The 22,592-nt window shown below is 44.8% G+C and carries 25 protein-coding genes; 3 read left to right on the forward strand and 22 right to left on the reverse strand.

From position 1 onward, the window contains the following. Window positions 1–107: 107 nt before the first annotated feature. The 21 genes from M3223_RS17310 to M3223_RS17410 form a co-directional block, all read right to left on the reverse strand. The gene (locus M3223_RS17310; protein ID WP_251563815.1) at window positions 108–896 is read right to left on the reverse strand and encodes a hypothetical protein; all 789 of its coding nucleotides are present in this window, start codon (window positions 894–896) and stop codon (window positions 108–110) included. After that, window positions 874–1,152 (reverse strand): PqqD family protein, encoded by a 279-nt coding sequence (locus M3223_RS17315; RefSeq protein WP_251563817.1) that lies wholly within the window; start codon window positions 1,150–1,152, stop codon window positions 874–876. The genes M3223_RS17310 and M3223_RS17315 overlap by 23 nt, the downstream gene beginning before the upstream one ends. Beyond that, window positions 1,149–1,958, reverse strand: a complete 810-nt coding sequence (locus M3223_RS17320; protein ID WP_251563819.1) for a hypothetical protein — start codon at window positions 1,956–1,958, stop codon at window positions 1,149–1,151. Before M3223_RS17320 ends, M3223_RS17315 begins: the two co-directional genes overlap by 4 nt. A 97-nt stretch (window positions 1,959–2,055) precedes the next feature. Beyond that, entirely contained in the window at window positions 2,056–2,283 is a 228-nt protein-coding gene (locus M3223_RS17325) for a hypothetical protein (protein WP_251563821.1), read from the reverse strand. A gap of 295 nt (window positions 2,284–2,578) precedes the next feature. After that, a complete protein-coding gene (locus M3223_RS17330) occupies window positions 2,579–3,079 on the reverse strand; it encodes a hypothetical protein (protein WP_251563823.1) in 501 nt (166 codons plus the stop codon). A gap of 36 nt (window positions 3,080–3,115) precedes the next feature. After that, window positions 3,116–3,676, reverse strand: coding sequence for a VanZ family protein (locus tag M3223_RS17335; protein ID WP_251563825.1), 561 nt, complete (start codon window positions 3,674–3,676; stop codon window positions 3,116–3,118). Continuing rightward, on the reverse strand, window positions 3,677–4,615 hold the full coding sequence (locus tag M3223_RS17340; RefSeq protein WP_251563827.1) for an LCP family glycopolymer transferase: 939 nt from the start codon (window positions 4,613–4,615) through the stop codon (window positions 3,677–3,679). Beyond that, window positions 4,612–5,778: a nucleotidyltransferase domain-containing protein gene (locus M3223_RS17345; RefSeq protein WP_251563829.1), complete on the reverse strand. Its 1,167-nt coding sequence runs from the start codon at window positions 5,776–5,778 to the stop codon at window positions 4,612–4,614. Before M3223_RS17345 ends, M3223_RS17340 begins: the two co-directional genes overlap by 4 nt. A gap of 79 nt (window positions 5,779–5,857) precedes the next feature. Continuing rightward, complete coding sequence (gene rfbD, locus M3223_RS17350) at window positions 5,858–6,757, reverse strand: dTDP-4-dehydrorhamnose reductase (protein ID WP_251563831.1); 900 nt, start codon at window positions 6,755–6,757, stop codon at window positions 5,858–5,860. Continuing rightward, window positions 6,750–7,769 (reverse strand): dTDP-glucose 4,6-dehydratase, encoded by a 1,020-nt coding sequence (gene rfbB / locus M3223_RS17355; RefSeq protein ID WP_251563833.1) that lies wholly within the window; start codon window positions 7,767–7,769, stop codon window positions 6,750–6,752. Before rfbB ends, rfbD begins: the two co-directional genes overlap by 8 nt. A gap of 22 nt (window positions 7,770–7,791) precedes the next feature. Further along, window positions 7,792–8,337: a dTDP-4-dehydrorhamnose 3,5-epimerase gene (gene rfbC / locus M3223_RS17360; protein WP_251563835.1), complete on the reverse strand. Its 546-nt coding sequence runs from the start codon at window positions 8,335–8,337 to the stop codon at window positions 7,792–7,794. A gap of 16 nt (window positions 8,338–8,353) precedes the next feature. After that, entirely contained in the window at window positions 8,354–9,103 is a 750-nt protein-coding gene (locus tag M3223_RS17365) for a sugar phosphate nucleotidyltransferase (protein ID WP_251563837.1), read from the reverse strand. Further along, complete coding sequence (cps2T, locus tag M3223_RS17370) at window positions 9,100–10,326, reverse strand: beta 1-4 rhamnosyltransferase Cps2T (protein ID WP_251563839.1); 1,227 nt, start codon at window positions 10,324–10,326, stop codon at window positions 9,100–9,102. Before cps2T ends, M3223_RS17365 begins: the two co-directional genes overlap by 4 nt. A 45-nt stretch (window positions 10,327–10,371) precedes the next feature. Beyond that, window positions 10,372–11,598, reverse strand: a complete 1,227-nt coding sequence (locus tag M3223_RS17375) for a glycosyltransferase family 4 protein (protein ID WP_251563840.1) — start codon at window positions 11,596–11,598, stop codon at window positions 10,372–10,374. Between the two features lie 13 nt (window positions 11,599–11,611). Continuing rightward, window positions 11,612–13,159 (reverse strand): murein biosynthesis integral membrane protein MurJ, encoded by a 1,548-nt coding sequence (gene murJ, locus M3223_RS17380; RefSeq protein ID WP_251563842.1) that lies wholly within the window; start codon window positions 13,157–13,159, stop codon window positions 11,612–11,614. Continuing rightward, complete coding sequence (locus M3223_RS17385; protein WP_251563844.1) at window positions 13,156–14,427, reverse strand: polysaccharide pyruvyl transferase family protein; 1,272 nt, start codon at window positions 14,425–14,427, stop codon at window positions 13,156–13,158. Before M3223_RS17385 ends, murJ begins: the two co-directional genes overlap by 4 nt. Before the next feature lie 27 nt (window positions 14,428–14,454). After that, window positions 14,455–15,138: a sugar transferase gene (locus tag M3223_RS17390; RefSeq protein ID WP_251563846.1), complete on the reverse strand. Its 684-nt coding sequence runs from the start codon at window positions 15,136–15,138 to the stop codon at window positions 14,455–14,457. Between the two features lies 1 nt (window position 15,139). Next, a complete protein-coding gene (gene galU, locus M3223_RS17395; RefSeq protein WP_251563848.1) occupies window positions 15,140–16,039 on the reverse strand; it encodes a UTP--glucose-1-phosphate uridylyltransferase GalU in 900 nt (299 codons plus the stop codon). Between the two features lie 252 nt (window positions 16,040–16,291). Next, the gene (locus M3223_RS17400; RefSeq protein ID WP_251563851.1) at window positions 16,292–16,984 is read right to left on the reverse strand and encodes a CpsD/CapB family tyrosine-protein kinase; all 693 of its coding nucleotides are present in this window, start codon (window positions 16,982–16,984) and stop codon (window positions 16,292–16,294) included. After that, window positions 16,965–17,717, reverse strand: a complete 753-nt coding sequence (locus M3223_RS17405; RefSeq protein ID WP_251563853.1) for a YveK family protein — start codon at window positions 17,715–17,717, stop codon at window positions 16,965–16,967. The genes M3223_RS17400 and M3223_RS17405 overlap by 20 nt, the downstream gene beginning before the upstream one ends. A 26-nt stretch (window positions 17,718–17,743) precedes the next feature. Further along, on the reverse strand, window positions 17,744–18,163 hold the full coding sequence (locus M3223_RS17410; RefSeq protein ID WP_251563855.1) for a hypothetical protein: 420 nt from the start codon (window positions 18,161–18,163) through the stop codon (window positions 17,744–17,746). 229 nt (window positions 18,164–18,392) lie between these two features. Between M3223_RS17410 and M3223_RS17415 the strand changes: the two genes are divergently transcribed. The 3 genes from M3223_RS17415 (at window position 18,393) to M3223_RS17425 (ending at window position 21,194) form a co-directional block, all read left to right on the forward strand. Continuing rightward, on the forward strand, window positions 18,393–18,761 hold the full coding sequence (locus tag M3223_RS17415; RefSeq protein WP_251563857.1) for a helix-turn-helix domain-containing protein: 369 nt from the start codon (window positions 18,393–18,395) through the stop codon (window positions 18,759–18,761). Window positions 18,762–19,006: 245 nt separating this feature from the next. Beyond that, complete coding sequence (locus M3223_RS17420; protein ID WP_251563859.1) at window positions 19,007–19,171, forward strand: hypothetical protein; 165 nt, start codon at window positions 19,007–19,009, stop codon at window positions 19,169–19,171. Between the two features lie 595 nt (window positions 19,172–19,766). Continuing rightward, window positions 19,767–21,194, forward strand: a complete 1,428-nt coding sequence (locus M3223_RS17425; RefSeq protein WP_251563861.1) for an oligosaccharide repeat unit polymerase — start codon at window positions 19,767–19,769, stop codon at window positions 21,192–21,194. A gap of 140 nt (window positions 21,195–21,334) precedes the next feature. Here M3223_RS17425 and M3223_RS17430 read toward each other — a convergent pair whose 3' ends face one another. Continuing rightward, window positions 21,335–22,354, reverse strand: coding sequence for a carbohydrate-binding family 9-like protein (locus tag M3223_RS17430; protein WP_251563863.1), 1,020 nt, complete (start codon window positions 22,352–22,354; stop codon window positions 21,335–21,337). Window positions 22,355–22,592: the final 238 nt, after the last annotated feature.

Raw genomic sequence — 22,592 nt, forward strand, 5'->3', positions numbered from 1 at the left:
CAGCGCTTCACTAGTCCAGCCATCACCATCGATAGCAACCGCCGTTTTTCTATGCCCTAGCAATCCGTCGTTAACGCTCTAGCAATCCGTCGTTCCTGCGATTAGCGTCACTTTAAACCTGTGCGGTAGATCGACTTTCGTGCCATGCTCCATACTCCTAGCCTGCGGGTGAACTTTCTTGCAATAGGAAAACGAAGAATTAGGAACCGCAGCAGCCGCGCTTGCATGTGCCTGGGAGTAAGCCACTCGTTCCGCTGTGAGCCATGTTCGCTTCTCTCCAGGCCATCGCCTGTGACTGTCTCGTCTTCTGCCTTTTCGCGATTACTTCCTCGCCGTTCAAAAGAAGTGCGGCCAGAAGCTGCAGCCACCGTCTTCCTGCCATTAATCCGGCCGCCTTTTTCCGCCGCTAGGGCATCTCTGGACGACCTAGTCCGCCCCGCCCGCGCAGCCATGCGTCCCCGCTTCACGCCGGTCCACAGGCCGAGAATCGACTCCGGCCCGACGGGATCGTCTGGCGCGTAGCTCGTATCTCCGCAAAACACATACTGCCTGTCGCCATCCCCGCCCTGGATTTCGACCAGACGATGTCCGGTCAATACCACGCTGCCGCTTACAAACAAGCATATATCCCCTACCGCCAGGCTCTCCGCGTTCACCCGCACAAAGCGGCTGATATCGCCCTCCCGGATTAAGGGATACATGCTCATACCGAAGGAGGTCAGCTCCATGACGCCGCGCTTCTTTAAAAGGGCGGCAATCACGGGGGCCGGATTGGCAGACGCTAGTTCACTTACCTCTCGATCATTTCCCTCTCGACCATTCCCGTCTCGACCGCTTGCCGCTTCACCGCTCCCCGGCGAGCCGTCCGCCGGGTTAGTCATGCGTGACAAGTCCAACGCGGATCAGCTCCGCCACAAAAGCTTCCACATCCGCTTCAACTTGCAAACGATCCGCGTTAAACTCCGCCGCGATGCGGTCCGTCAGCTGCGAGATCGTCGGGCAGTTCTCCATCAGCTCCCAGATATACCCGCCCATCTCATTAACCTTCGTAATGGAATGGCTGTCCAAATCAAGCAGCACCCACTCCCCGTCAAGCTCCGCCGTTTCAATGAATTCCTGCCGCTGCAGAAGCTGATTCGCCAGCACCGTCATGAGATTTGCCCCCAGAAAGTATCGTTTTTTTGAAAATACAGATTGTAGGCCGGAGTGCGCTGCACAACCTCGCGGCATACCGCAATCATTTTGGCCGTTTCCAGCTTGTTATGCTTCCAATAAAACACTTTGTCCATCAGGCCGACCAGCGTTTCGACCTTGCTCACAGGGTCGCGCCGCACATCAGCGGATTGGATGAGAAAATGAATGCCGCCAAGCTCGCAGGCGCTTACTTCGCCCCGCTCCTCGTTCTCGCTGCGCAGCGGCGAGTCTTGAATCGTCACCTTGCCGTCCGGCCCCAGCAGCAGCAGCGTCGCTTCATCGGACAAAATCGGACGCGGCGCGGACAGCTCCGTCACCGTCGACTTGCCGGCTCCGCTATGCCCGACAAACAGCCAAGCCTTGCCGTTTTCCACTACGCAGGAGCTATGGATAAGCAAACCTTTGCGGCGGTGAATAAGCCAAGCGCTGTACCAGTTGATCAGAGCATGCTTGAGCGCCAAATCATCAAATACGGCCAGCTCGACACGGCTGTAATCGGCGGAAGCAACCATCCGGTAATCGGTGCGCGTATACGTTACCGAATCTTCGTCTGATTCAATCTCCACCGGGCCGTCGTCATACATCGATCCGTAAAAATCCTTGATAGTCAGCACCGCTTCCTCCAGCGGTCCGCTTTCCCCATTCTCCGCCCCATCATGCTGGCGTTCTTCCGGAAAACGAGCTGCAATCCATTCCTTCAAATGCTCGGTCTGCACCACAAAACGAATCCGATGGTCGCCGATAACCGATTGATATAGATACATTATGTATCACCCCATATGTGACAATTCGCCGCATACCCGGCCCGAGAGAGGGGAACGGCAGCAAAGCCAGTTCCCCCTCATCGTACGGCTGCGGTTTTTAACGAGTGCCGTCAAATTTGTCCAAATAACCAAGCGGCTTTGGTCCGCATCCGCAAGGCCCGCCTGGACCTCCCGGACCCCCAGGCCCGTAGAAAAGCTTGCAAATAAACGGCTGGAAGTTTTGGCTTTTGCACCATTTGTAAAAAAAGTTGTTGCTGATATTGACGGTCCCGAACTCAACCGCCTGATGACTAATCACAGCTGGAGCCTGATACGGCTTCATCATCCGACACCCACCTCGTCTAAGTAGCTGTAAAACCTATCACTTTGGCTTCCAGCCGTCCAGATGGCCAAACGGCTTAGTGCCCTTACCGCCGCCTGATCCGTGGTTGCCATAAAACAGCTTGCAAATAAACGGCTCAAAATTGCATCTTTTACACCACTGATAGAAAAAATTATTGCTGATATTGACAGTCCCGAATTCAACCGCCTGATGCATAATGATCTTCGGTGCCGAATATGTTCTCGTCGACAATGTTCTTCACCTCACTTTATTAATTTAAGATACATTTTGTATCATGTCAAGATGATTCCGTATCGGAACTCTCTTGATATGACCAGAGGACCTTCCATTCACCGGCCTCCTGAGCGACGTAGACCTCCTGATCCACCTCAAACACGCCAAAGCTGCTGTTATATTCCATGATGACCGGCACTGCGAACACTCCTTCCAGCGGAGTCTGCTCCGGCGCCATCCTCCATGATCCGACAGCTTTGAGCTCTCCGAGCCTGATTCCGAACGTCTCGACACCGAAGTCCTGCATGAACACATGGGCACGCTTCTGGATGTAGCTGTCCTTCGTGAAATGCTCCTTCATTTGCGAATGGAACAATTCCCAGGACCCTCCGAAGTTGCCCTCCCGCTCCATCGTGTAAAATTCAAGCACGGTTTCACGGGCGCCCCCCGAATCGGTTCCACCGAGCAGTCCCGCCACGGAGCGGACCAGCAGCCACAACAGCCATGCAATGACCGCTGCGGCAAGCAGCCCGCCCAGCGGCAGTCTCCTTTTCCTACGGAACATGTCCTCACCCCTGTCCAACAAAGTACCTTGGTAATTTTATTCCAAGGACAAGGGATTAGACCTGCGGCGGACCTTCGAGACTATATATAGAACAACCACCCCGAGGCAGCCGCCGATCAGATCGATCAGCACGTCCTCGGGGTTGGGGGTGCGCGAAAGGGAAAATTGCTGGTTGTACTCGTCCAGGCAGGCGATAAGCGCGGTCAGCGACAGCGCAATGAATGCGGATAATCCCGCGCTGACCCGGTACATCCGCAGCAGCAGCCAGGCCGAAGCAGCCAGAACGCCATACACGAACAGATGAGCCATTTTGCGGAAAATAAATTCCATCACATCGTACGGGTTGAACTTGGACATATAAAATTCGCCGTTATAATGAAACGACATCGGCGGCAAATAGCGCTGCGCCGTCTCGGAGTCTATTTTGCGCTCCAGCGCAGGCTTAATCGATTGCGTTTGGTACGACTGGTTCGAAAACACAAAAATAAGCGCGATCCACGAAATGAGGCAGCCCCACAGCAGCGGCCGCAGCCGGGACGTTACGGGCAGCCTCCGCCTGACCATCGGGCGGCCAGCGCCCGCTCTTGGTTTGGCCATCTAATGCAACGCCCCTTGCGTCTGCTTCTGATGCTCCTTGATCATGTCGTGAATGCGGCCGCGCTCCGCCTGATCAACGATATAATAGTAGATGCCGCCGATTCTCGTTCCCCGGCCGCTGATTTCCTTCTGGGAAATCTTCTCGATCTTCGGACGATAGTTCACAAGCAGATCCTTCATCGTTTCGAACGAGACATCCGTTTTGACGTTGCCGCCGATCTCCTCCAGCATGCCGTTCGCCTTGGTCAGACTGCTGACGGTGAGCGCATTTTTCATCACCTGCTGGATAATGTCGCGCTGACGGCTCTGCCGTCCAAAGTCGCCCCTTGGATCGTCGTAGCGCATGCGGGAATAAAGCAGCGCCTGCTCTCCGCTCAGCAGCAGCTCCCCCTTGTCAAAGGAATGGCCCTCGTAGGTAAAAGCGAACTTGTTATCCACTTTCACGCCGCCAAGCAGATCAACAACCTTTGCAAAGCCCTCCATATTAACCTTCACATAATAATCCACCGGATAATCGATAAAGCTTTCCACCGTCTGTACGGCCATCGTGACGCCGCCGAAGGCGTAGGAATGATTGATTTTGTCCTCTGTGCCGTGACCGACTATCGTTGTGCGCGTATCGCGCGGAATGCTGAGCATCAGCACATCGTTTTTCTCGGGATTAACAGCGAGCAGCATCATCGTATCGGCGCGTCCAACGTCGTTCCTCCGCTCGTCGACGCCCATAACCAGCATTGTGAACGGCAGGTTGTCGGACGGAACCGTCTCCACGTCTGGGTCCTTACTGACATAAGACGGCCGCTTCGTCGGCTCATAAACTTTGTTAGCCGTTCCTTTAATGGAGTTGTACGCATAGATGCCAAGGCCGACTACGGCTATTCCTACAATCAATAGCACCGACAGGACGGAAATCAGAATCCGTTTTTGGGTCAGGCTCATGGGGTGTCTAGCTCCTTTGCACCGGCTCTGGCACGCCTTCCTAGCAAATGCCCCAGCCGCTGCCGATAAATTCGGGAATACAGAGACAGCAAAGAACCGCCTTGTTCTTCCTTGAACTGAGAACGCGCATAATCTGCAGGCGGCAGAAACAAATATTTGAAATGGCTCAGCATGGCGGCCGTATGGTCGAACGTCACAAAAATCGAGCAAAGCCGGAACAGATAATACCGGCGGCTTTTAATTCCAACCCCAGCCTCGCGCATCAGCTGCTCGCTCCAGAAGGGCCATCTAATGCGCCGGTCAAGCGGCTTGACCCATTGCAAGGTCGGGCAAAGACGGTATACAAGCGACAAAACGGCAGTCAGCTTGGCAAGATTGCCATCGAGTCTCGCTTTATTCCAGAGCGATTCATAGGAAAAGCCATCCCATGTCTGATCGATTACTTGAGCAATATCGACGATATATTTGAGCGAGAGCATGTGATGATTAAAACCGTGCAAAGCGGTATGATACAGGGTATCCTCATCGTTAAGCTCACGGACATAGCGGTAGCCGGTTAATGGAATGGTCCGGCTCCATAACGCTTCGAGATCCGTTTCGTGATGATGAGAACGCATGATACTCCAGTGCAGCTCAACCGCTAGAAACGGAAACATAGGATTATTGTAAAATTTGTTGAACTGGAGATGGAAATGATCGTCGTCTAGTGTTTCTCCATCTCCGAAACTAAGCTGTTTCAACAGCGCCGAAGCCCGCTCCAAATCCGATGGTCGAACCAGCACATCAATGTCCGTTGTTGGGCGGGCTGCAAAATGGCCGAAGAAGCGCTCCGACATGCGGATGCCTTTGAGCACAAGGAGAGGGATTTCTTCTTGCTCAAAGGCCCGAAACAGCTTTTTCTGTTCCGCACGGATCAGCATGTTCTGGTAGAGAATCCGTTCCGACTCGGCTTTAAGCTCAGCCTGGAGCCATTCCGGCGTCTGCTCGAGCAGATCCCTGCTTTGCAACAAATGATAGAATTGGCTTCCGGTGAATGAGCCTCGAATATCCTCCCACGCCTTTTTCCAGCCTGCATCACTCCGGCCTAGAGTTCTCTCTCCGCTGTAGATCTGATCCAACAAGCGGACCGCTTCACTCGCTTTCATCGCGTTCTTCCTTTCCATACCGAGTCATCCGGCACACTGCTCTAAAGTGGTTTAAAAAGTACCATTGCGCCAAAGCACGATCACGATCCGGTCCGTATTAAGAGTGTCGTGAATCGGCGCGCCTTCCCCCATAACCTACGGCACCAAGGTTTTCCATTGCCAAAAACTGCTGCAGCGCCTCGCGCCAATGGCGCATAACCGGGAAGCCGCCTTGCGCTAAAGCCTCATGCGCAAAGACCGAGTAGCCGGGACGTATCGCCGGACGGACGAACTGGTCGCTTGTTACAGCCTGCAGTTGCACCGAAAGGCCTGCCTCTTCAAAAATAGCCGCTGCGAATTCATGCCAAGAGCAGGAGCCCGAATTGGACACATGATAGACTCCGTAACGATCGCTGCGGATGAGCGCGACGATGCAGCCTGCCAGGTCGCGGGTAAAGGTTGGACAGCCGAACTGATCACCTACAACGGAAAGCGGCTTTCCTTGGCGGGCCAATTGCAGCATTGTGCGGACAAAGTTGCTGCCATGCAAGCCGTATACCCAGGAGGTGCGCACGACGAATGCCTTACTGGAAAAAGCCAACGTTTGCCGCTCCCCTTCCAGCTTGGATGCACCATACACATTCACCGGACTGGTCGCAGCGGTTTCCGCAATCGGCGCAACTGCCGTACCGTCAAACACATAGTCCGTGCTGACGTAGACCAGCTTCGCACCGGCCTTCTCCGCAGCTTGAGCAATAAAGCCCGCCCCGTCGCCGTTTATCTTGAAGGCCAGCCCAACCTCGGCTTCCGCCTGATCCACCTTGGTATAAGCTCCGCTATGAATGATTACGTCCGGCGAGATCCGGCCAATCACCTCATCGACTTCATCCTGGCTGCTGAAATCCAGCTCCGAACGGGTTAACCCGTGCACCTCGTAACCTTCCGCCAACAACAAAGAGACCAGATCGGTTCCGAGCTGGCCTCCTGCGCCTGTTACGATAACTCGCTGTTTAACCATTGGCGGGTTCACTGTAACGAAAGTCATATCCGTTTAAATATTGGCCGGATTGAATATCCCTCCACCAAACTTCATTCTCCAAATACCAGTCAATCGTCTCCACGATGCCGGTCTCAAACGTATATTTGGGCTGCCAGCCAAGCTGCGACTCCAGCTTTGCCGGATCGATGGCATAACGGCGGTCATGTCCGAGGCGGTCTTCCACGTAACGGATGAGCGCCTTGGAGTTGCCCAGGCGTTCAAGAATAAGCTCTACAATCTGGATATTCGTCCGTTCATTGTGCCCGCCGATGTTGTACACCTCACCGGACTTGCCCTGGTGAAGCACCAGATCGATGGCGGCGGCGTGATCCCGAACATGCAGCCAATCCCGAATGTTCAAGCCGTCCCCGTATACAGGAAGCTCTTTTCCGTCCAGCGCATGCGTAATCATGAGCGGGATAAGCTTTTCCGGGAAATGAAACGGCCCGTAATTGTTGGAGCAGCGGGTAATGTTCACGTTCATGCCGTAGGTTTCATGGTAGGCGCGAACGAGCAGATCGCCAGCCGCTTTGCTCGCAGAATACGGACTGTTAGGGGCAAGCGGCGTTTCTTCCGTAAAATAACCCGTTGCACCAAGAGATCCGTAAACCTCATCGGTTGAGATTTGAATGTATTTATCGATGCCATATGTACGAGCGGCTTCCAGCAGCACCTGCGTGCCGGAAATATTCGTTGTCACAAAAATGCCCGGGTCGCTGATGCTCCGGTCCACATGCGATTCCGCTGCAAAGTTGATGATAGCGTTAATGGAATAGGTGCGCAGCAGGTGGCGAACGAGCGCCTCGTTGCAGATGTCGCCTTTTACAAAACGGTAGTTCTCATCGTTCTCCAGATCCGTGAGATTATCCAGGTTGCCCGCGTACGTCAGCTTGTCGAGGTTGACAATCAAGTAATCCGGGTGCGTTTCTCTCATATGACGAATAAAATTGCTGCCGATAAATCCTGCTCCGCCTGTAACCAGTAGGTTCATTCTCTCTACATCTCCTCTAAAATTAGAAATTATGCTCGGCCTCACGGAAGCCGGGATGGATTTTATCTTTGTCCGACAGAACAACTTTTACGGTCGGCCAATCGATGCCTAGCTCCGGATCGTCCCAGCGAATTCCCCGGTCATGCTCTTTCGAATAATACTCATCGACTTTATACATAACCTGCGCATTCGTCGTAAGCGTGCAGAAGCCATGGGCAAAACCTTTTGGCACGAGCAGCTGGCGTTTGTTCGCTTCGCTCAAAATAAATCCTTGCCACTGGCCATAGGTCGACGACTGCTTACGAAGATCCACGACAACATCGTAAATAGCGCCGCTCACACAGCGAACCAGCTTCGTTTGCGCCTTCGGATTCAGCTGGTAATGCAGCCCTCTCAGCGTACCGGGCTCTTGAGACATCGAATGGTTATCTTGGATAAAGTTATGTTCAATCCCGGCCTGACGGAATTTCTGTTCATTATAACTTTCCGTAAAAAAGCCCCGATTGTCGCCGAATACGTCGGTCTCTACAATCAGGACTCCATCAAGCTTAGTCGGAATACTATTCATATTTATTCAAGCTCCTTTACACCTTTGCCGCGATACGGCCAAAGTTCAAGTCGAATGAATCGTGGCGAACCAGCTCATTGGCATTAGCCCAGGATTCATGCGTTCCTGCATCCGTCCACCAGCCGCTCAGCACGTCATAGGTCAGCAGCCCTTGCTGGATATACGCGTTGTTAACGTCCGTAATCTCCAGCTCGCCGCGACCGGAAGGTTTAAGGCCTTTGACAATCTCAAATACATTGTTGTCGTACATATAGATGCCGGTTACCGCCATTTTACTTTTCGGCTGTTTAGGCTTCTCTTCAATAGATACGATGAGTGAACCGTCCAGCTCCGCAACGCCGTAACGCTCGGGGTCATGAACCTCTTTCAGCAGAATTTTAGCTCCGCTGCCCTGCTGCTTGAAATTGTCAACAAACGGCTTCATATCGTCCTGGAACACGTTGTCCCCGAGAATAACCGCCATCGGTTCATTTCCAATAAAGCTCTTGGCCAATCCAAGCGCCTGTGCGATACCGCCAGCCTGATCCTGAACCTTGTAGGAGAAGCTAACGCCGAACTCATAACCGCTCCCCAAAAGATTAACGACATCGCCCATATGGTCACGTCCCGTGACAATGAGGATGTCGTCGATTCCCGCTGCTTTTAATTTGTAGATGGAATGGTAGATCATCGGGTACTGGCCAACCGGTAGCAAATGTTTGTTGGTCACCTTGGTCAAAGGATAAAGTCTAGAGCCTGTTCCGCCTGCGAGGATAATGCCTTTCATACTTTTACCACTCCTTTTGTAGGGTACGTAACGATATTTGAAGGTGATTGTATGTTTTCGCTACTAAAAATCTCTTCATATTTCTGAATTATTGAATTCCATGAATAAGCAGTTTGAACCCTATTAACAGCCCTTTCTCCATATTCCTGTATTATTTTTGAATCCAAATCATCACAATTAGAAATTAATGTTGCTAGACTGTTAGGGTTCTTATCAAAATAAAGTGCACCGTTCTCTCCTACTTCTCGATTAAAAACAACATCCAATAGTAAATTTAAAGATGTGCTTGCCAGTGCCTCTAATAGTGAAGGATTTGTCCCTCCTACCTCATGTCCATGAAAGTATCCGTATGCTTCTTCCCTTATCTTTTTTAACAACTCTGGATCGTATACAGTTCCAACAAATTTAATCCTTTTATCTTTATCAAATCCTGTTTTTTCAAGAAGCTCTTTATAAAACGAGTTGTTTTCAACATTAGATATAATCACGAAATCCTTTTTGGTATCAGACTTCATAAATTCTCGTATCATTAATTCGTAGTTATTTTCTGGAACAAACCGTCCAACAACTAAATAATATTGACGAATTCGAATTTCTTTCTCTTTTAACCAATTCACAAATGGAAGATGGCTATCGCTTAGTGTAGATCGCGTTGTATCTGCTCCATATGCTATGAATTTTGTCAACGGCTTAAATCGGGAGTATTCTTTGTGAATATATGTTTCAATTCCTTTGGAGTCACAAATAAGCAAATCAGCTCTTTTTACCATCATAGACTCAGATATCTTCCAATATTTCCTTATTAGGAAGTTCCATTTGGATCGTTTCCATTCATGACCATCTGGATTGACGTATATTTTCGTATTAAATTCATTAAGTCTTCTCTTGTAATAGTTCAAAAATGGGCCGATCCGACATGCCAATATGTAAATAACACTATTTTGAATATTGTTTTCTTTGATATAGTGATAACATTCTTTTAAACTAAGTACATCATATAGAACAGCTTTTCCGCTTCCAATATTAGGGACCGAAATGTTAAAGCAACGCGCTCCGTTGTATATATTAATTTCCTTGTTCTCAGCCAGACATGAGACATGGTAATGAATATCATCATTCTGTCGACTTTTTGTTAACTGTTCAACAAAAGTCTCAAACCCGCCATACTTAGCCGGAATTCCCTTTGATCCGATTATAAAAATATGATTTTTTATTGAACTCATTCGTATCTTCCTTTCCAAATAAAAAAAGCAGCCTATAGGCTGCTTTTATGCGGTGATTGTTCTATAAATGGGAAGTATTTGAGATAAATGATTCTTAGCATCAAAAACATACTCCGCTTTTTTTCTTGCATTTTGACATAACTCCAAGTAATTCTTTTCCGGAAGTGTTTGCATTATATCAATCTTACTCGCCAACTCGTCTGAGTTCTTAGCCTCAAATAAATATCCATTAATACCATTATCAATATGTTCCGGAATGCCACCAATATTACTTCCTATAACAGGTTTACCACTTGCAAATGTTTCAATAAGTGCTAATGGACCATTTTCATACCATTCTGATGGCATAATAACACATTTCGCATTACTGATTATTTGTTCGAGATTAGAACCGCTTATAAAACCTAACATTTCAACCTTTTCTTCCAAACCGTTTTGATTAATAAAATCATTGATTAAGTCAGTCAACGGGCCAGTTCCTGCTATTTTCAGCTTAGCTGATCCGGAGATCTTTTTCATAGCCTCCAGAAGCGTAAGTATCCCTTTTTCTTCCGACAATCTCCCTAAATATAACATATAATCTTTGTGTAAGTAACTGGGCGAAATAGAATTAGTATCGAGAAAATTAGGAATATACGAAATTTTAGTTTGAGGAAATCCCCATTCAATCATCTTATCCTTGTAAAACTGACTCGGTGTAATAAAGTGATCAATATACTCTTCATAAACCTTCATGCCATGATGAAGATAAGCTTCGAGCATAGAAATCAAACTTCCACTCAAAGAATTTTTAGTACAGCGATTTAACATAACATTATAAAATTTTCCATCCTTACATTTCTCACATATCTGGTTTTTATGAAGCATTTTATAGTTAGGACACATTACTTTTAAATCATGAACCGTATAAATAACTGGAATTTTTCTTTTTTTTAGTGGAATAAGGATAGATGGGGATAGTTGGTGTTGAAATAGATGCAAATGGGCAACATCTATATGTGTAACATCTAGCAGTCGTTCTAGATTTCTTCGTGCCTCCTGAGAGTAAATTACTTTTGAACCTAATTTGATTTTCTCAAGAAATCCAGCATTCCCATAATCAATATGATCTACAAAATAATCCTCGTACTCAGTTGGATAGTTTTTGTTATCTTTCATCGCAAAAGGAATTACTTTATGTCCAATATTTTCAAGTTCTCTCTTCAATGCAAATAAATATGTTTCACTTCCACCTTTAATATAATAAAATTTATTTATTGTCAATATATTCATTCGGCACCCCAATCTAGGAATTACTGTTTAATGTCCTCCGTGAAGTGCGATTTATTATTCCACGAACCTTTTGAATCGTCACAACACCTTCATCCACTTTAAGTAATACACTCAAAGCGAAGTAGCATACACATATCAACGACATCCCAATAAACATTGATAATATATTGATTTCAATTAAACTCGACAAAATAATTCTCCAAAAGATAATTAATGTTACTGATGTAACTACAAAAATTTTAAAATATGGCCAAACAAGATTTTTAGGAATTGATTCTCGTTGTTTGACGATATAAATAACAGTCAATATAATAAAATTTACAGTAACTGAGGTACTATATGAAATTGCTAACCCATTCCCCCCCATGCTTCCAACTAAAATAAATGAAATTATAATATTTAAAACTGTAGCCCCAATATTACTTAAAACGGGAATCCATATTTTTTTACTAGCATAGAAATAACGAGAAATAAGCATCGTAAGAGAAGCTCCGATAATCCCTAAAGAATATAGCACCACACCCGTAGCAGTAATATTTGTTGCAGCGGCGTCAAAAGCTCCCCTTTCAAAGAGAAGTTGGGTAAGCGGACGCGAAAATAATATTAAGCAAATAATTGCAGGACAAGTTATAAAGAGAGTCAGTCTAATCCCTTTGTCCAGTACGGTAAATGCACCTTTCTCATCCTTTTTACTCACCATAACCGCTAAAGCTGGAAAGATAATTGTTGAAACAGCTGTAGCAAATATACCAGAAGGTAACTGAGTTAATTTAAATGCATAATTAAGTGCTGCAATGCTACCTTCCGGGAGAAGCTTTGTAAAAAATTTATCAATAACCGTGGTGGACTGAAGAAAAATAGATCCAATTGCCATAGGTAGAGCGGTCGAAGCTATGCTTAAATAATCATCCCTTTTTAAAGGATCAACATATGAAAAGTTAAATCCCTTTCTCATAGCAAACGGAATTATAAAGATAAGAGCAGTCAAAGAAGATAAAATTGTTGCCCAAACAAGACTTTTTACCCCATTCGGCAGCAACATTAGAGTTATAATAAATGTAATGCTCATAATTAAAGGTGAAAGAGTGGGGATTACAAAAGACTTTTGCGCATTTAAAAATGAAGTAAAAAAAAGTGCTAATACCATAGCAATAGTCACTGGAATCATTAGGCAGTAAATGAGCCAAGTTAATTGGTTGGGAGAAGCAAACATTCGGTCAACGACCCACCAAGACGAACAAAAAGTGACGATTACATAAACGATTATTAACTTTAATATTAAGTTAAAATAGCCTCGTGAAAATGATTTTAACTTTCTAGAATCTTTGTTCCTGTTCATTTCAATGAATAATGGGATAAATGAAACTGTTATGACTCCCCCAAATATATTTGAAATATATTGAGGGAGTGTAAATGCTGTTACGAACATATCGGCAGAAGATGAAGTTCCATAATAATTTGCTATAATCTGCTCTCTAACAAAGCCTGTCGCTCTCCCCAAAAAAGTTAAGCATATTACTAAGAGCGTTGTATTGAAGAAAACCGCTTTTATAGACTTCATAAAACAAGCGCTTCGGTCTTTCCGTTTGTAACAAGCTTTTTAATAATAATAGCAGGTTCTTCAGCTTTTGATTTCATCATAGGAATACGATTTTCTAGATTCTGTCTATAATTATTCATTTCTCTCCATGCCAAATCACATTTATCAATAAGTTCTTTACTTGTAATTGTATTTATCTCACATACATATTCAGATAAATCCAACATTTTCATAATCCCTGTTGTCTTGGGTTCATAGGATATTGCCACGGTAGGGACGTGAGAAGACAGAGAAAAAATATTGGAATGCATTCTTGTACCCACAAACATATCAAAATTACTATATATGGCTTTCAACTCAATTGGAGTAAAATCGGTAGTCAACATTTTCACTGATTTTTTAGTCTTATCTTCTAGTAGATCCCATACATGTTTACTTCCAATTCGGTCATCTTCAATTGGTGTCGGACCAGTAACCTGGGGTACTAAATACACAGTGACATTCTTTTTTTGGACCAGGAACTCAATTGCATCAACAACAGATTGAATATATCGTTTATACTTCTCATTTGGATTGTTTTGATTTGGAAATGTCCATTGACGAACTGTAACTCCTACATTCGCACGTTCATAATCTAACTCTATTAGTTTGTTCACATCTATATGATCCGTTTCGATGACAAATGCAGAGTCTCCAACCATAAGAGAGTTGTTTACTCCTATATGGGCTAGAAAAGCCTGTGAAAGCTCTTCCCTAACTGTAATGACATCGACTTGATTAAGTATATTTCGAGAAATAATCTTTGAAATGCCACTATGAAATGGACCAATAGATTGTGCGTATGTTATAACTTTTTTCTTTAGTTTTTTCGCAAAAAATATTTGTGCTAGGTGCATTATCAAACTAGCTTCAATTAATGATGAATGAGAATAAATAAATCCTCCACCACAACTAACAATGATATCGGCACTTTGGTATTCTGAAAAAATATCAGGATTACGATGTTTTGGAATTATTCCTTTTTTCACAAAGATCTGAGCATGTCTTAAATCCTTTAAAATCAAAGATAACCTCTTAATTTTTCCATATTTCTTGTCTGGAAAACGAGTAATCTGATCAACAACTTTACACCCATAATCTAAATACAAGTCATCATCTAGCGGATAACGAGATGATATTGTAATTGAAGCATTCGGATTAAATTTTCGAATACTTTGAATCATAGAAATAATAATTGCCGCATCGCCTTTGTTCTTGCTGGAGTGAGCATTTATGATTAGTACCTTCATTATTCATCACCTGTTATCATATTTAAATTAAAATGCATTTTTAGACATTATGATTTCTCTTACAGTCAGTAAAATAATTTTAATATCAAACCAGACACTCCGGTTCTGGATATACTTCAAATCCAGCTCCACCATTTGATCAAAGGAGAGACTATTACGACCACTAATCTGCCACAAACCAGTACAACCTGGTGTTACGGCTAAACGCTGCTTATCATAAGTAGTGTATGATTCAACTTCTCTTACAAGCGGTGGCCTTGGCCCCACAAGAGACATATCCCCTCTAAGAACATTTACAAGCTGAGGGAGTTCATCAACACTGGTTCTTCTAATAAATTTTCCAATAGTAGTGATTCTAGGGTCGTTTTTCATTTTAAACATTGATCCGTTAATTTCATTTTGGGCCAATAATTTTTGAAGCATTTCTTCTGCATTAGAGACCATTGATCTAAATTTATACATTCGAAAGTGTTTTCCATTTTTACCTACTCTTGTTTGATAAAAGAATACACTTCCCTTTGGATCTTGAATTTTAATTATTAAAGCTACTGCCATAAAAAGTGGAAGCAGTAAAAGAAGACCAACAGTAGCTAATGTGATATCCAAACATCGTTTAACATAATCCGATATTATGGCGGTTTTAACATTATCATTAAAATAAGGAGACGGCCGTACCAGAGCTTCTACTTCTTTTTGAGAATTACCTTCCATGTTAATTCCCCCTAGTACTTGTTAACTTATTGGCTTCCCTCGTTAATATTTGTTCTAATTCTATTAGCAATGGAAGTCTAATTTCTTGATTTTTAAGGGCAAATTCCAAGCTTGTTAAAATAAATCCAAGCTTTTCACCTACATCAAAACGATCTCCATCAAATTCAAAAGCACACACACCTTGTAATTCGTTTAGCATTTGAATAGAGTCTGTAAGCTGAATCTCACCGCCAGCACCAATTTTTTGCATTTCAAGAAAATCAAATATTTCTGGTGTAAAAATATATCTGCCCATTATAGCCAGATTAGATGGGGCTTCGCCTATAGGAGGCTTTTCAACAAATCGATTGACACGATAAAGTGGTCCTTTATTGTTAAGAGGATCAACAATGCCGTAGCGATTGGTTTGACTTATATCCACAGTTCGTACACCAATAATAGATCTATGTAATTGATTGAACTGATCAATTAATTGCTTAGTACATGGAACTTCCGCTTGAACAATATCATCACCCAACAAGACTGCGAAAGGTTCATTCCCAATAAAATTACGTGCACACCAAACGGCATGCCCTAATCCTTTAGCCTCTTTTTGTCTTATGTAATGAATATCTACATTGGAAGATTTTCTAACTTCCTCAAGAATTTGAGACTTACCCTTTTTTTCAAGAGTGTGTTCCAGCTCAAACGCAACATCAAAATGGTCCTCAATTGCTCTCTTTCCTTTGCCAGTTACAATAATTATGTCTTCTATCCCTGACTGAATTGCTTCTTCAACGATGTACTGAATTGTCGGTTTATCAACTATTGGTAGCATTTCTTTTGGCATTGCCTTGGTAGCGGGCAAAAATCGAGTTCCTAGACCAGCTGCTGGAATAATTGCTTTTCGAACTTTTTTCATAAATTCACCTATCCTTATCTCTATTCTCTTGTCTAAAACGCCAAAAAAAACGAGCTACGTTTCCTGTCGAAACATAACCCGTTTTTATTGCATTCTTGAAATGGATAAAAAGAAGGGGCATTCAACCCCGCCTCACGCTGTACCATCGACGATTCACGTCTAAGGTCCGCTTGCGAACCCACAGTACAGCCGAGTGCCTACAGTGATAAAGGTGCAGTAGACATTACCTTTGGTGTTGCTTTCCGCAAAAACTTATCTCGCTTCTGCGCCGTAATAATAGTAGTTGTACTTGTCGCCCTTGCTGCTTTTTGTATTGTTAAGCACGACGCCCAGAATACGGGCATTTACATGCTCCAAATTCGTTTTTGCTTTACGCACCAGCTCGCTCTTCACCTTGCCGGCATGCACAACGAGCAGCACGCCTTGGCACATCGCCGATACGATCAGCGAATCGGTTACCGCTAGCACCGGCGGGGTGTCGAAGATGACGATGTCATAGGAAGCTTTGAAATCCTCCAGCGCCGCTTTCATGCTTTGGGATGCAAGCAGCTCCGACGGGTTAGGCGGTACGGGCCCGGACGGCAGGACAAACAGATTGTCAACATCCGTATCCTGAATCGCATCCTCCGTGCGGCATTGACCGGAGACGACCGTAGACAGTCCGACCCGGTTCGAGACGTTGAACACCTTGAACACGGACGGTTTGCGCAGGTCGGCGTCGATCAGCAGAACCTTTTTGCCTTCCTGGGCATACGTGACGGCAAGGTTGGACGCGGTTGTGCTTTTGCCTTCGCCGGGGTTGGCCGAAGCGACCATGATGACCTGAATCGCTTCGTCGAAGGATGAGAACTGAATGTTTGTCCGCAGCGTACGGTAAGCCTCCGAGATTGGAGACTTCGGATCGTTGTGGGTAACAAGGCTGTTGTTATTGGTTGAGCGTGGCATAGGAACCCTCCCCTACCTTTTTAGGCGTTGAAGCGGATGTTTTGTGGGAGCGCGCTCCGTACTTGTCGATTTTCGTAATGAGCGCAAGCATCGGCAGCTCCAGCTCTTTCTCCACGTCCTTCTCGGATTTGATCGTGTCGTCCAAATAATGCAGCAGGAATACGAGACCGACCGCAAGCATGAACGAAACGACAAACGTAATGAAGAGAAGCACAATCGGGCTCGTGTTGATGCTCATCGCCTGCGCCTCAGCGTCGGCTTTATTAAGAATGGTCACATTGTCGACCTTCATGATTTCCGGGTTGGTCGTGCGGAAGGTTTCGGCGATCGCGTTGACGGCTTTGGCCGCTTGCGGGTAGGAGGTGCTGACAAAGGTCAGATCCATGACCTGGGATTCCGCGGAGGAGCCGATGCTGAGTCCGCTGCGCAGCTGATTCGCGTCCAGCTTCAGATCGGGGAAGTTGCTAGCTACTTTATTAAGGATGGCGTAAGATTGTATAATCTCTTTATAGGAATTGATGACTGTGATATTGGTTTGCATCGTGCTTAAATCCAGCATGGACGTTCCTTCGAATTCGAACGCCTGGTTGACGATCAGCTTGGCCGAAGCTTGATATAATGGCGTTGTATAGTAGAAGCTCTTTACTCCTGTTGCGATGCAGGCCAGCAGCACAATGGCAGCGACGAGCCACTTTCGTTTGGCTAAAATGCTCAGATACTCTTTCAGTTCCACGTTAGAGCCTCCATTATGTAAATTAATTAGTTCCGATAAAGATAGTGGACTTTATGTGCAGGAAGAGCAGGCTGATGGCGCAGCTTCCAATCGTTCAGCTCCTTCAACCATTCCGTGCGGGGGATCGATCTTTCTATGATTTGAAGCTCATACAGATAGAGGTGTTTTTGTTTGACCCTCGAGACTATGCGGCCGGTTATCCATTGATGCTTACGCCCTAACTGCAGGCTGAACGTAAGCCTGTAGCGGTCGTGAACCGGAAATCGAAGCGTGGTGGAGAATTCCGCCTCGTCCCCGCTCATATGATGCAAAAGCACCTTGCGCGAGTTGGATACGACAGGCTGGCCTCCCACCTCCGAGATGTGAAGCTCGGCGAGCAGCTGATTATTCAGCCTCATTCGAGGAATTGCGTCAGCGCGAGTCTCCATATTCCGACGGTCAAGCATGTTTCACCTCCGACAAATACCGCCGCAAAGGTATGAAGCAAATGTCTGCGGGGAAGAATGAAAATGATACAATTTGTATCTTGGACATTTCCAACTTTACGATACAATTCGTAACATGTCAAGGGGTTTTCAGGTCAATTTTCAAAAATTGCGTCTTTTTGTAGCATTACTTTGAGGTTGAGCATTTCCGTATTAAACTTGAATATATGTAGAGTTAGGAGGTACGTAAGTGGACATTGGAACTCGGCTTGCAAGTCTGAGGGAAGACCGGGGATGGACTCAGGAGCAGACGTCACAGTCGCTTGGAATATCCCGCGCCGCCTTGAGTCACTACGAAAAAAACCGGCGAGAGCCGGATACGGATACACTGGCTAAATTTGCCGATATCTATCAGGTATCTATCGACTATTTGGTAGGAAGAACCGACAATCCTGAAGCAACGCTTGATTCGGATGTGCGGGACTTCGCCGGCAGCATTGAGCTGTCCGATGCAGAGATTTTAGAAAAATTCGCCTTTTCTATTGATGGAAGTCCTCTCACTCCGGAGGAATCCAAAATGTTTATTGCGTTCATTCGAGCGAACAGATCCATGAGATAATATAGATTTTAACTTGAAAAAACCTGCAATATTGCGGGTTTTTTGGTTTTTTTACCCACTAGCAATACATCTTAGATAAATAGAATCAGATTAGACACCATTGTGATTCTTCAGTCCTAATTCGACAAATGTTTCTGTAATGTAACCTCACATTCCGACACCCTTTGCATATCCAGTAGGGTATACTTTATCCTATGTTCCCAAACGTAGAGAAAACTGAAAGGAAATGGGAGTGGGGTAAGAGGATGAATAACAATCAGCAACGAAGCAGCGAGAAACCTCTTGTGAAGGTGTTGGAAGTACGTCAAGTGTTGGAACAGCTAGGGTTTGACCCGGATCTCGCGTTAAAGGAAATCTTTGCGGAGAGGTTTGCGGAGAGCGAAGAGATTGAGCCTCCTAAGAAGAGGTAGTCGGGGTTAAGCTTCCGATAAGGATTTTGAGGATTATAATCGGCGCTACGGCACTTATCGTCTTTTCTTTGTGTTACACTACGTATAGATACAATATGTATCACGATACATAACCATGATAGACAGCTGCGGAGCTTATTGCCCCGAGCTGTCTATTTATTTGGATGTTATTCTACCCAAGCTCTGCCGTCTTCACGGATTAGTGGTTACCTCTTCTTCAGAGTCCAATTTAGGAATTTTCGCAAGATTAAATCTATACGTATATAAAGTATACCGATTAGGAGCATTTGATATCCTAATTATAAACATCGCAGCATAACATCATTAGTTGGTCAGTAATTACCACCATAAATCTTGAAGATAACCTTTTTGGCAAAGCCATGATTTTGTCCATTCTAATAGTAATCAAAGAATACACCAATCAGTTGTCAATTCGGATACTTACAGGCCCTATTGTAACCGTCTTAAGAACTGCCAACTTTTTTTACATTCAATTTTAAATCTCATTGAAAATTGCCGAATAGTTATGATACAATTTGTAGCATATATAGTATGTTAACTGTGGATTGATCTGATTACAAAGGTGGATATCAAAATGATTGAGCACAATGATAAGTTAGACAGAGAAAAATGGTTCTGGAAAATTCTACTATCTTTTTGTGTCATAATATTTTCTTTCTGGCTCACACAAGGTATATCAGGTTCTTTAAACAAAACCTTCTTACTTATTTTCGTGATGTCATGTTTAATAATCTCAGTTGTAGGAGTACTTAATGGTATAAAAAACAAAAAATTCATTGATTTCATGTCTCCTTATATTTTATTCCCTCTTATGTATTTAGTAATTTATGCTCCAGGTACAAACGAAGTGATGAAACTTAATCCTCAACTTGGTGATAAAATGCTATTTTTTCTTTTCACAGGTCTCATAATGTTTTTAATAGGTGCATGGTCTGCAAGTTCTATATTTTTAAAGGCCTCACACCGAGGGTCGTTTGATGATAGCGGTATAATATACACGAAATGGATAAAATTTTATTTTATTTTAGGAGTATTCTTTATTTTAGTTTATTGGATAAAAAGTGGTGGAATTCCTATATTTAGTTCGGATCTAGAAAACAGTCGTGTCTCTGCCATTTCGGGAAATGGAATCCCGTTTTATATGTCATTGTTGATGAGCGTAGCTGTATGGCTTCATTTTATTAAAAGTGACCAATATACTGTCCGTAAACACCTTATTCCATTACTAATAACTGTTATATTATTAATGAGCACAGGCTGGCGAAGTACTGCGGTTGCATTTATATTTATCACTTTGGCAATTTACCATTATAAGAAGCCTATTTCTTTATCAAAACTAGGTTTAATCGGAACCTTAATCATTTCATTTATTACTATAATGGGACTTTTTCGAATTAGATCCTCAAACAGTAAGTTTGAGTTAAATGATATGATGGAAAGTGGAAATTACATTGGGGCTTTTATGCAATATCTATATAACTATCCTGTTGTTTTTGGTAAGGATATACTGAGCGCTATTATCTCAACACTTCCCAATAGTAATATGCCACTTCAATACGGAAAAACTTTTTTGTGGAACTTCCAATTAATGATTCCTGGAAACGAAGCAGAGCCCTTTGATTTCATTCTTAAGGGTGCCTTAGGCAGGGGCTTTGATGGTGGCGGACTACCTCCGACACTTCTTGGAGATTTATATATAAACTTTGCTTTTCCCGGCATTGCAGTCGGTATGCTCCTTCTCGGATTTGCTTGGTCAACCTTACATTATTTAATGGCTCGTAATACCACTAATATTATTGGCCTCGTTGCAGCCATTATTATTTATTTCTTCTCTGTTTCCATACGTGGAGGAATAGAAAATATTACCCTGATGACAGCTTGGCTTTGTTTTGGAACAATTATCTTATTCACATTCGCGTATTTTCCACAAAAAGAAGTAATGAAAAGAGTGAAATCAGAAGAAAATTTAAAAATATTACGAAAAAGAAAATTTAATTTTTAATACACGGTAATATTGGTTGATATTTTATACATCTCTTATTGCACTTAAACAATTCTAATTAGTTAAATTTTTATACGTAATATTTAAATAAATAGACAGCTGCGGAGCTTATTGCCCCGAGCTGTCTATTTATTTGGATGTTACTCTAGCCAAGCTCTGCCGTCTTCACGGATATGGACATACTCCCCTGAAGGCAGCTGCGCGGAAATGTGGAACATCTCTTTCCCGCATTCCATCTCCGGCTGAATATCCCAGCTTGCGCCTTCCATGAGCGCAGCGAGATCGGTGTTAAAACGGCCGTTCTCCGTGTAATAGTTCCGCTGGCGATAATACAGCTTGCGCAGCTCCCATTTGGCCAGCTCCGATTGCGGCACCGTCGTGTCCAGCTGCTGATCTCCGTCCGCAAACCAGACAAACCCCCATAACTCCGGGTAGTGCATGTTAACAATGCCCATCGGCGACCAGACCCAGTTCTCCTCAGGCAGCGATTTGCCCGTCTGTTCGTTTTTGCGCTTCACGTACTGGCCGTCCACGATGTCCGTATGCCATTCCACTCGCGAGAAATTGACTCTCCAATATTCCCCGGCTTGCGGCGGGCGCGCGCCTTTGGCGCATTCCTTCAGCGCTTTCCAAGGCATAGCAACCTCTAGCGTCCATTTGCGGTTCGCAGCACCGGGCTTGTTAATCTCCCCGTCGATATGCACCGCTGTTTTGAGGCCGTTAATATCCCAGCCGTCCACCGGCGGGCCGCCGTCGCGATAAGGCTTGACGAGCAGCAGATCCCATACGGTGTTAAAGGCGTTCATTTCAAATTCATAATATTGATGGGTATCGCCATCGGGATCGATGAAAATTTCGAAGTCGTTATCATAAAAAATAACGGAGTCCCGCTCCGTGAGCGTCGCCCAAATTTCATCCTCAATCAGCTCGGCGCCGAAGTAGAAATACTCGTCGTCCCAGGCCATTTTAACGCGGGTCTGTTTGGCTGGGAGGGGACGCGCATCGCCCTCGATGTCGACAAAGTCGTCCGTCCAAGGGACCTGCGACCAGAACGGCTTGTCCAGCCGTCCGTCCAGAACTAGCGGCTCTGCGGCTTTTGGGCATACATAATGTTTAGGTTCGAATATAAGGCGCGGTTCAGGCACTTCGCCGTATGACATGACAAATTCCCCCTGCTCATGGATTCGTTAGAATTGTTTGGTTGAGTTGGATGCCTAACAAGGTAGGTTTGGCGGGAACATTGTACCATGAACGGGGGCGTGGACAAACGGGGGAAAATTCCGGCTAATCTTCGGGAACAGTTAGAGCAGGCTGTTAATAGACGCGAGCTTTGGCGAGCTCGAGCCATTCCGTAAGGTCGTTTGACGTCCTTACCGTAGCGGGTTTCGCGTTCTTTTC

The organism is Paenibacillus pasadenensis (genome assembly GCF_023715725.1).
GTDB classification, from domain to species: Bacteria; Bacillota; Bacilli; order Paenibacillales; family Paenibacillaceae; genus Paenibacillus_O; species Paenibacillus_O pasadenensis_A.

Bases quoted from the DNA above. Each gene is read 5' to 3' on its own strand.
- murJ (WP_251563842.1), bottom strand. From the start codon at position 13,159: ATGAAGTCTATAAAAGCGGTTTTCTTCAATACAACGCTCTTAGTAATA.
- M3223_RS17385 (WP_251563844.1), bottom strand. From the start codon at position 14,427: ATGAAGGTACTAATCATAAATGCTCACTCCAGCAAGAACAAAGGCGAT.
- cps2T (WP_251563839.1), bottom strand. From the start codon at position 10,326: ATGAGTTCAATAAAAAATCATATTTTTATAATCGGATCAAAGGGAATT.
- M3223_RS17390 (WP_251563846.1), bottom strand. From the start codon at position 15,138: ATGGAAGGTAATTCTCAAAAAGAAGTAGAAGCTCTGGTACGGCCGTCT.
- rfbC (WP_251563835.1), bottom strand. From the start codon at position 8,337: ATGAATAGTATTCCGACTAAGCTTGATGGAGTCCTGATTGTAGAGACC.
- M3223_RS17330 (WP_251563823.1), bottom strand. From the start codon at position 3,079: ATGTTCCGTAGGAAAAGGAGACTGCCGCTGGGCGGGCTGCTTGCCGCA.
- M3223_RS17365 (WP_251563837.1), bottom strand. From the start codon at position 9,103: ATGAAAGGCATTATCCTCGCAGGCGGAACAGGCTCTAGACTTTATCCT.
- M3223_RS17340 (WP_251563827.1), bottom strand. From the start codon at position 4,615: ATGAGCCTGACCCAAAAACGGATTCTGATTTCCGTCCTGTCGGTGCTA.
- galU (WP_251563848.1), bottom strand. From the start codon at position 16,039: ATGAAAAAAGTTCGAAAAGCAATTATTCCAGCAGCTGGTCTAGGAACT.
- rfbD (WP_251563831.1), bottom strand. From the start codon at position 6,757: ATGGTTAAACAGCGAGTTATCGTAACAGGCGCAGGAGGCCAGCTCGGA.
- M3223_RS17320 (WP_251563819.1), bottom strand. From the start codon at position 1,958: ATGTATCTATATCAATCGGTTATCGGCGACCATCGGATTCGTTTTGTG.
- M3223_RS17400 (WP_251563851.1), bottom strand. From the start codon at position 16,984: ATGCCACGCTCAACCAATAACAACAGCCTTGTTACCCACAACGATCCG.
- M3223_RS17425 (WP_251563861.1), top strand. From the start codon at position 19,767: ATGATTGAGCACAATGATAAGTTAGACAGAGAAAAATGGTTCTGGAAA.
- M3223_RS17335 (WP_251563825.1), bottom strand. From the start codon at position 3,676: ATGGCCAAACCAAGAGCGGGCGCTGGCCGCCCGATGGTCAGGCGGAGG.
- rfbB (WP_251563833.1), bottom strand. From the start codon at position 7,769: ATGAACCTACTGGTTACAGGCGGAGCAGGATTTATCGGCAGCAATTTT.
- M3223_RS17420 (WP_251563859.1), top strand. From the start codon at position 19,007: ATGAATAACAATCAGCAACGAAGCAGCGAGAAACCTCTTGTGAAGGTG.
- M3223_RS17315 (WP_251563817.1), bottom strand. From the start codon at position 1,152: ATGACGGTGCTGGCGAATCAGCTTCTGCAGCGGCAGGAATTCATTGAA.
- M3223_RS17430 (WP_251563863.1), bottom strand. From the start codon at position 22,354: ATGTCATACGGCGAAGTGCCTGAACCGCGCCTTATATTCGAACCTAAA.
- M3223_RS17325 (WP_251563821.1), bottom strand. From the start codon at position 2,283: ATGATGAAGCCGTATCAGGCTCCAGCTGTGATTAGTCATCAGGCGGTT.
- M3223_RS17345 (WP_251563829.1), bottom strand. From the start codon at position 5,778: ATGGAAAGGAAGAACGCGATGAAAGCGAGTGAAGCGGTCCGCTTGTTG.
- M3223_RS17375 (WP_251563840.1), bottom strand. From the start codon at position 11,598: ATGAATATATTGACAATAAATAAATTTTATTATATTAAAGGTGGAAGT.
- M3223_RS17410 (WP_251563855.1), bottom strand. From the start codon at position 18,163: ATGCTTGACCGTCGGAATATGGAGACTCGCGCTGACGCAATTCCTCGA.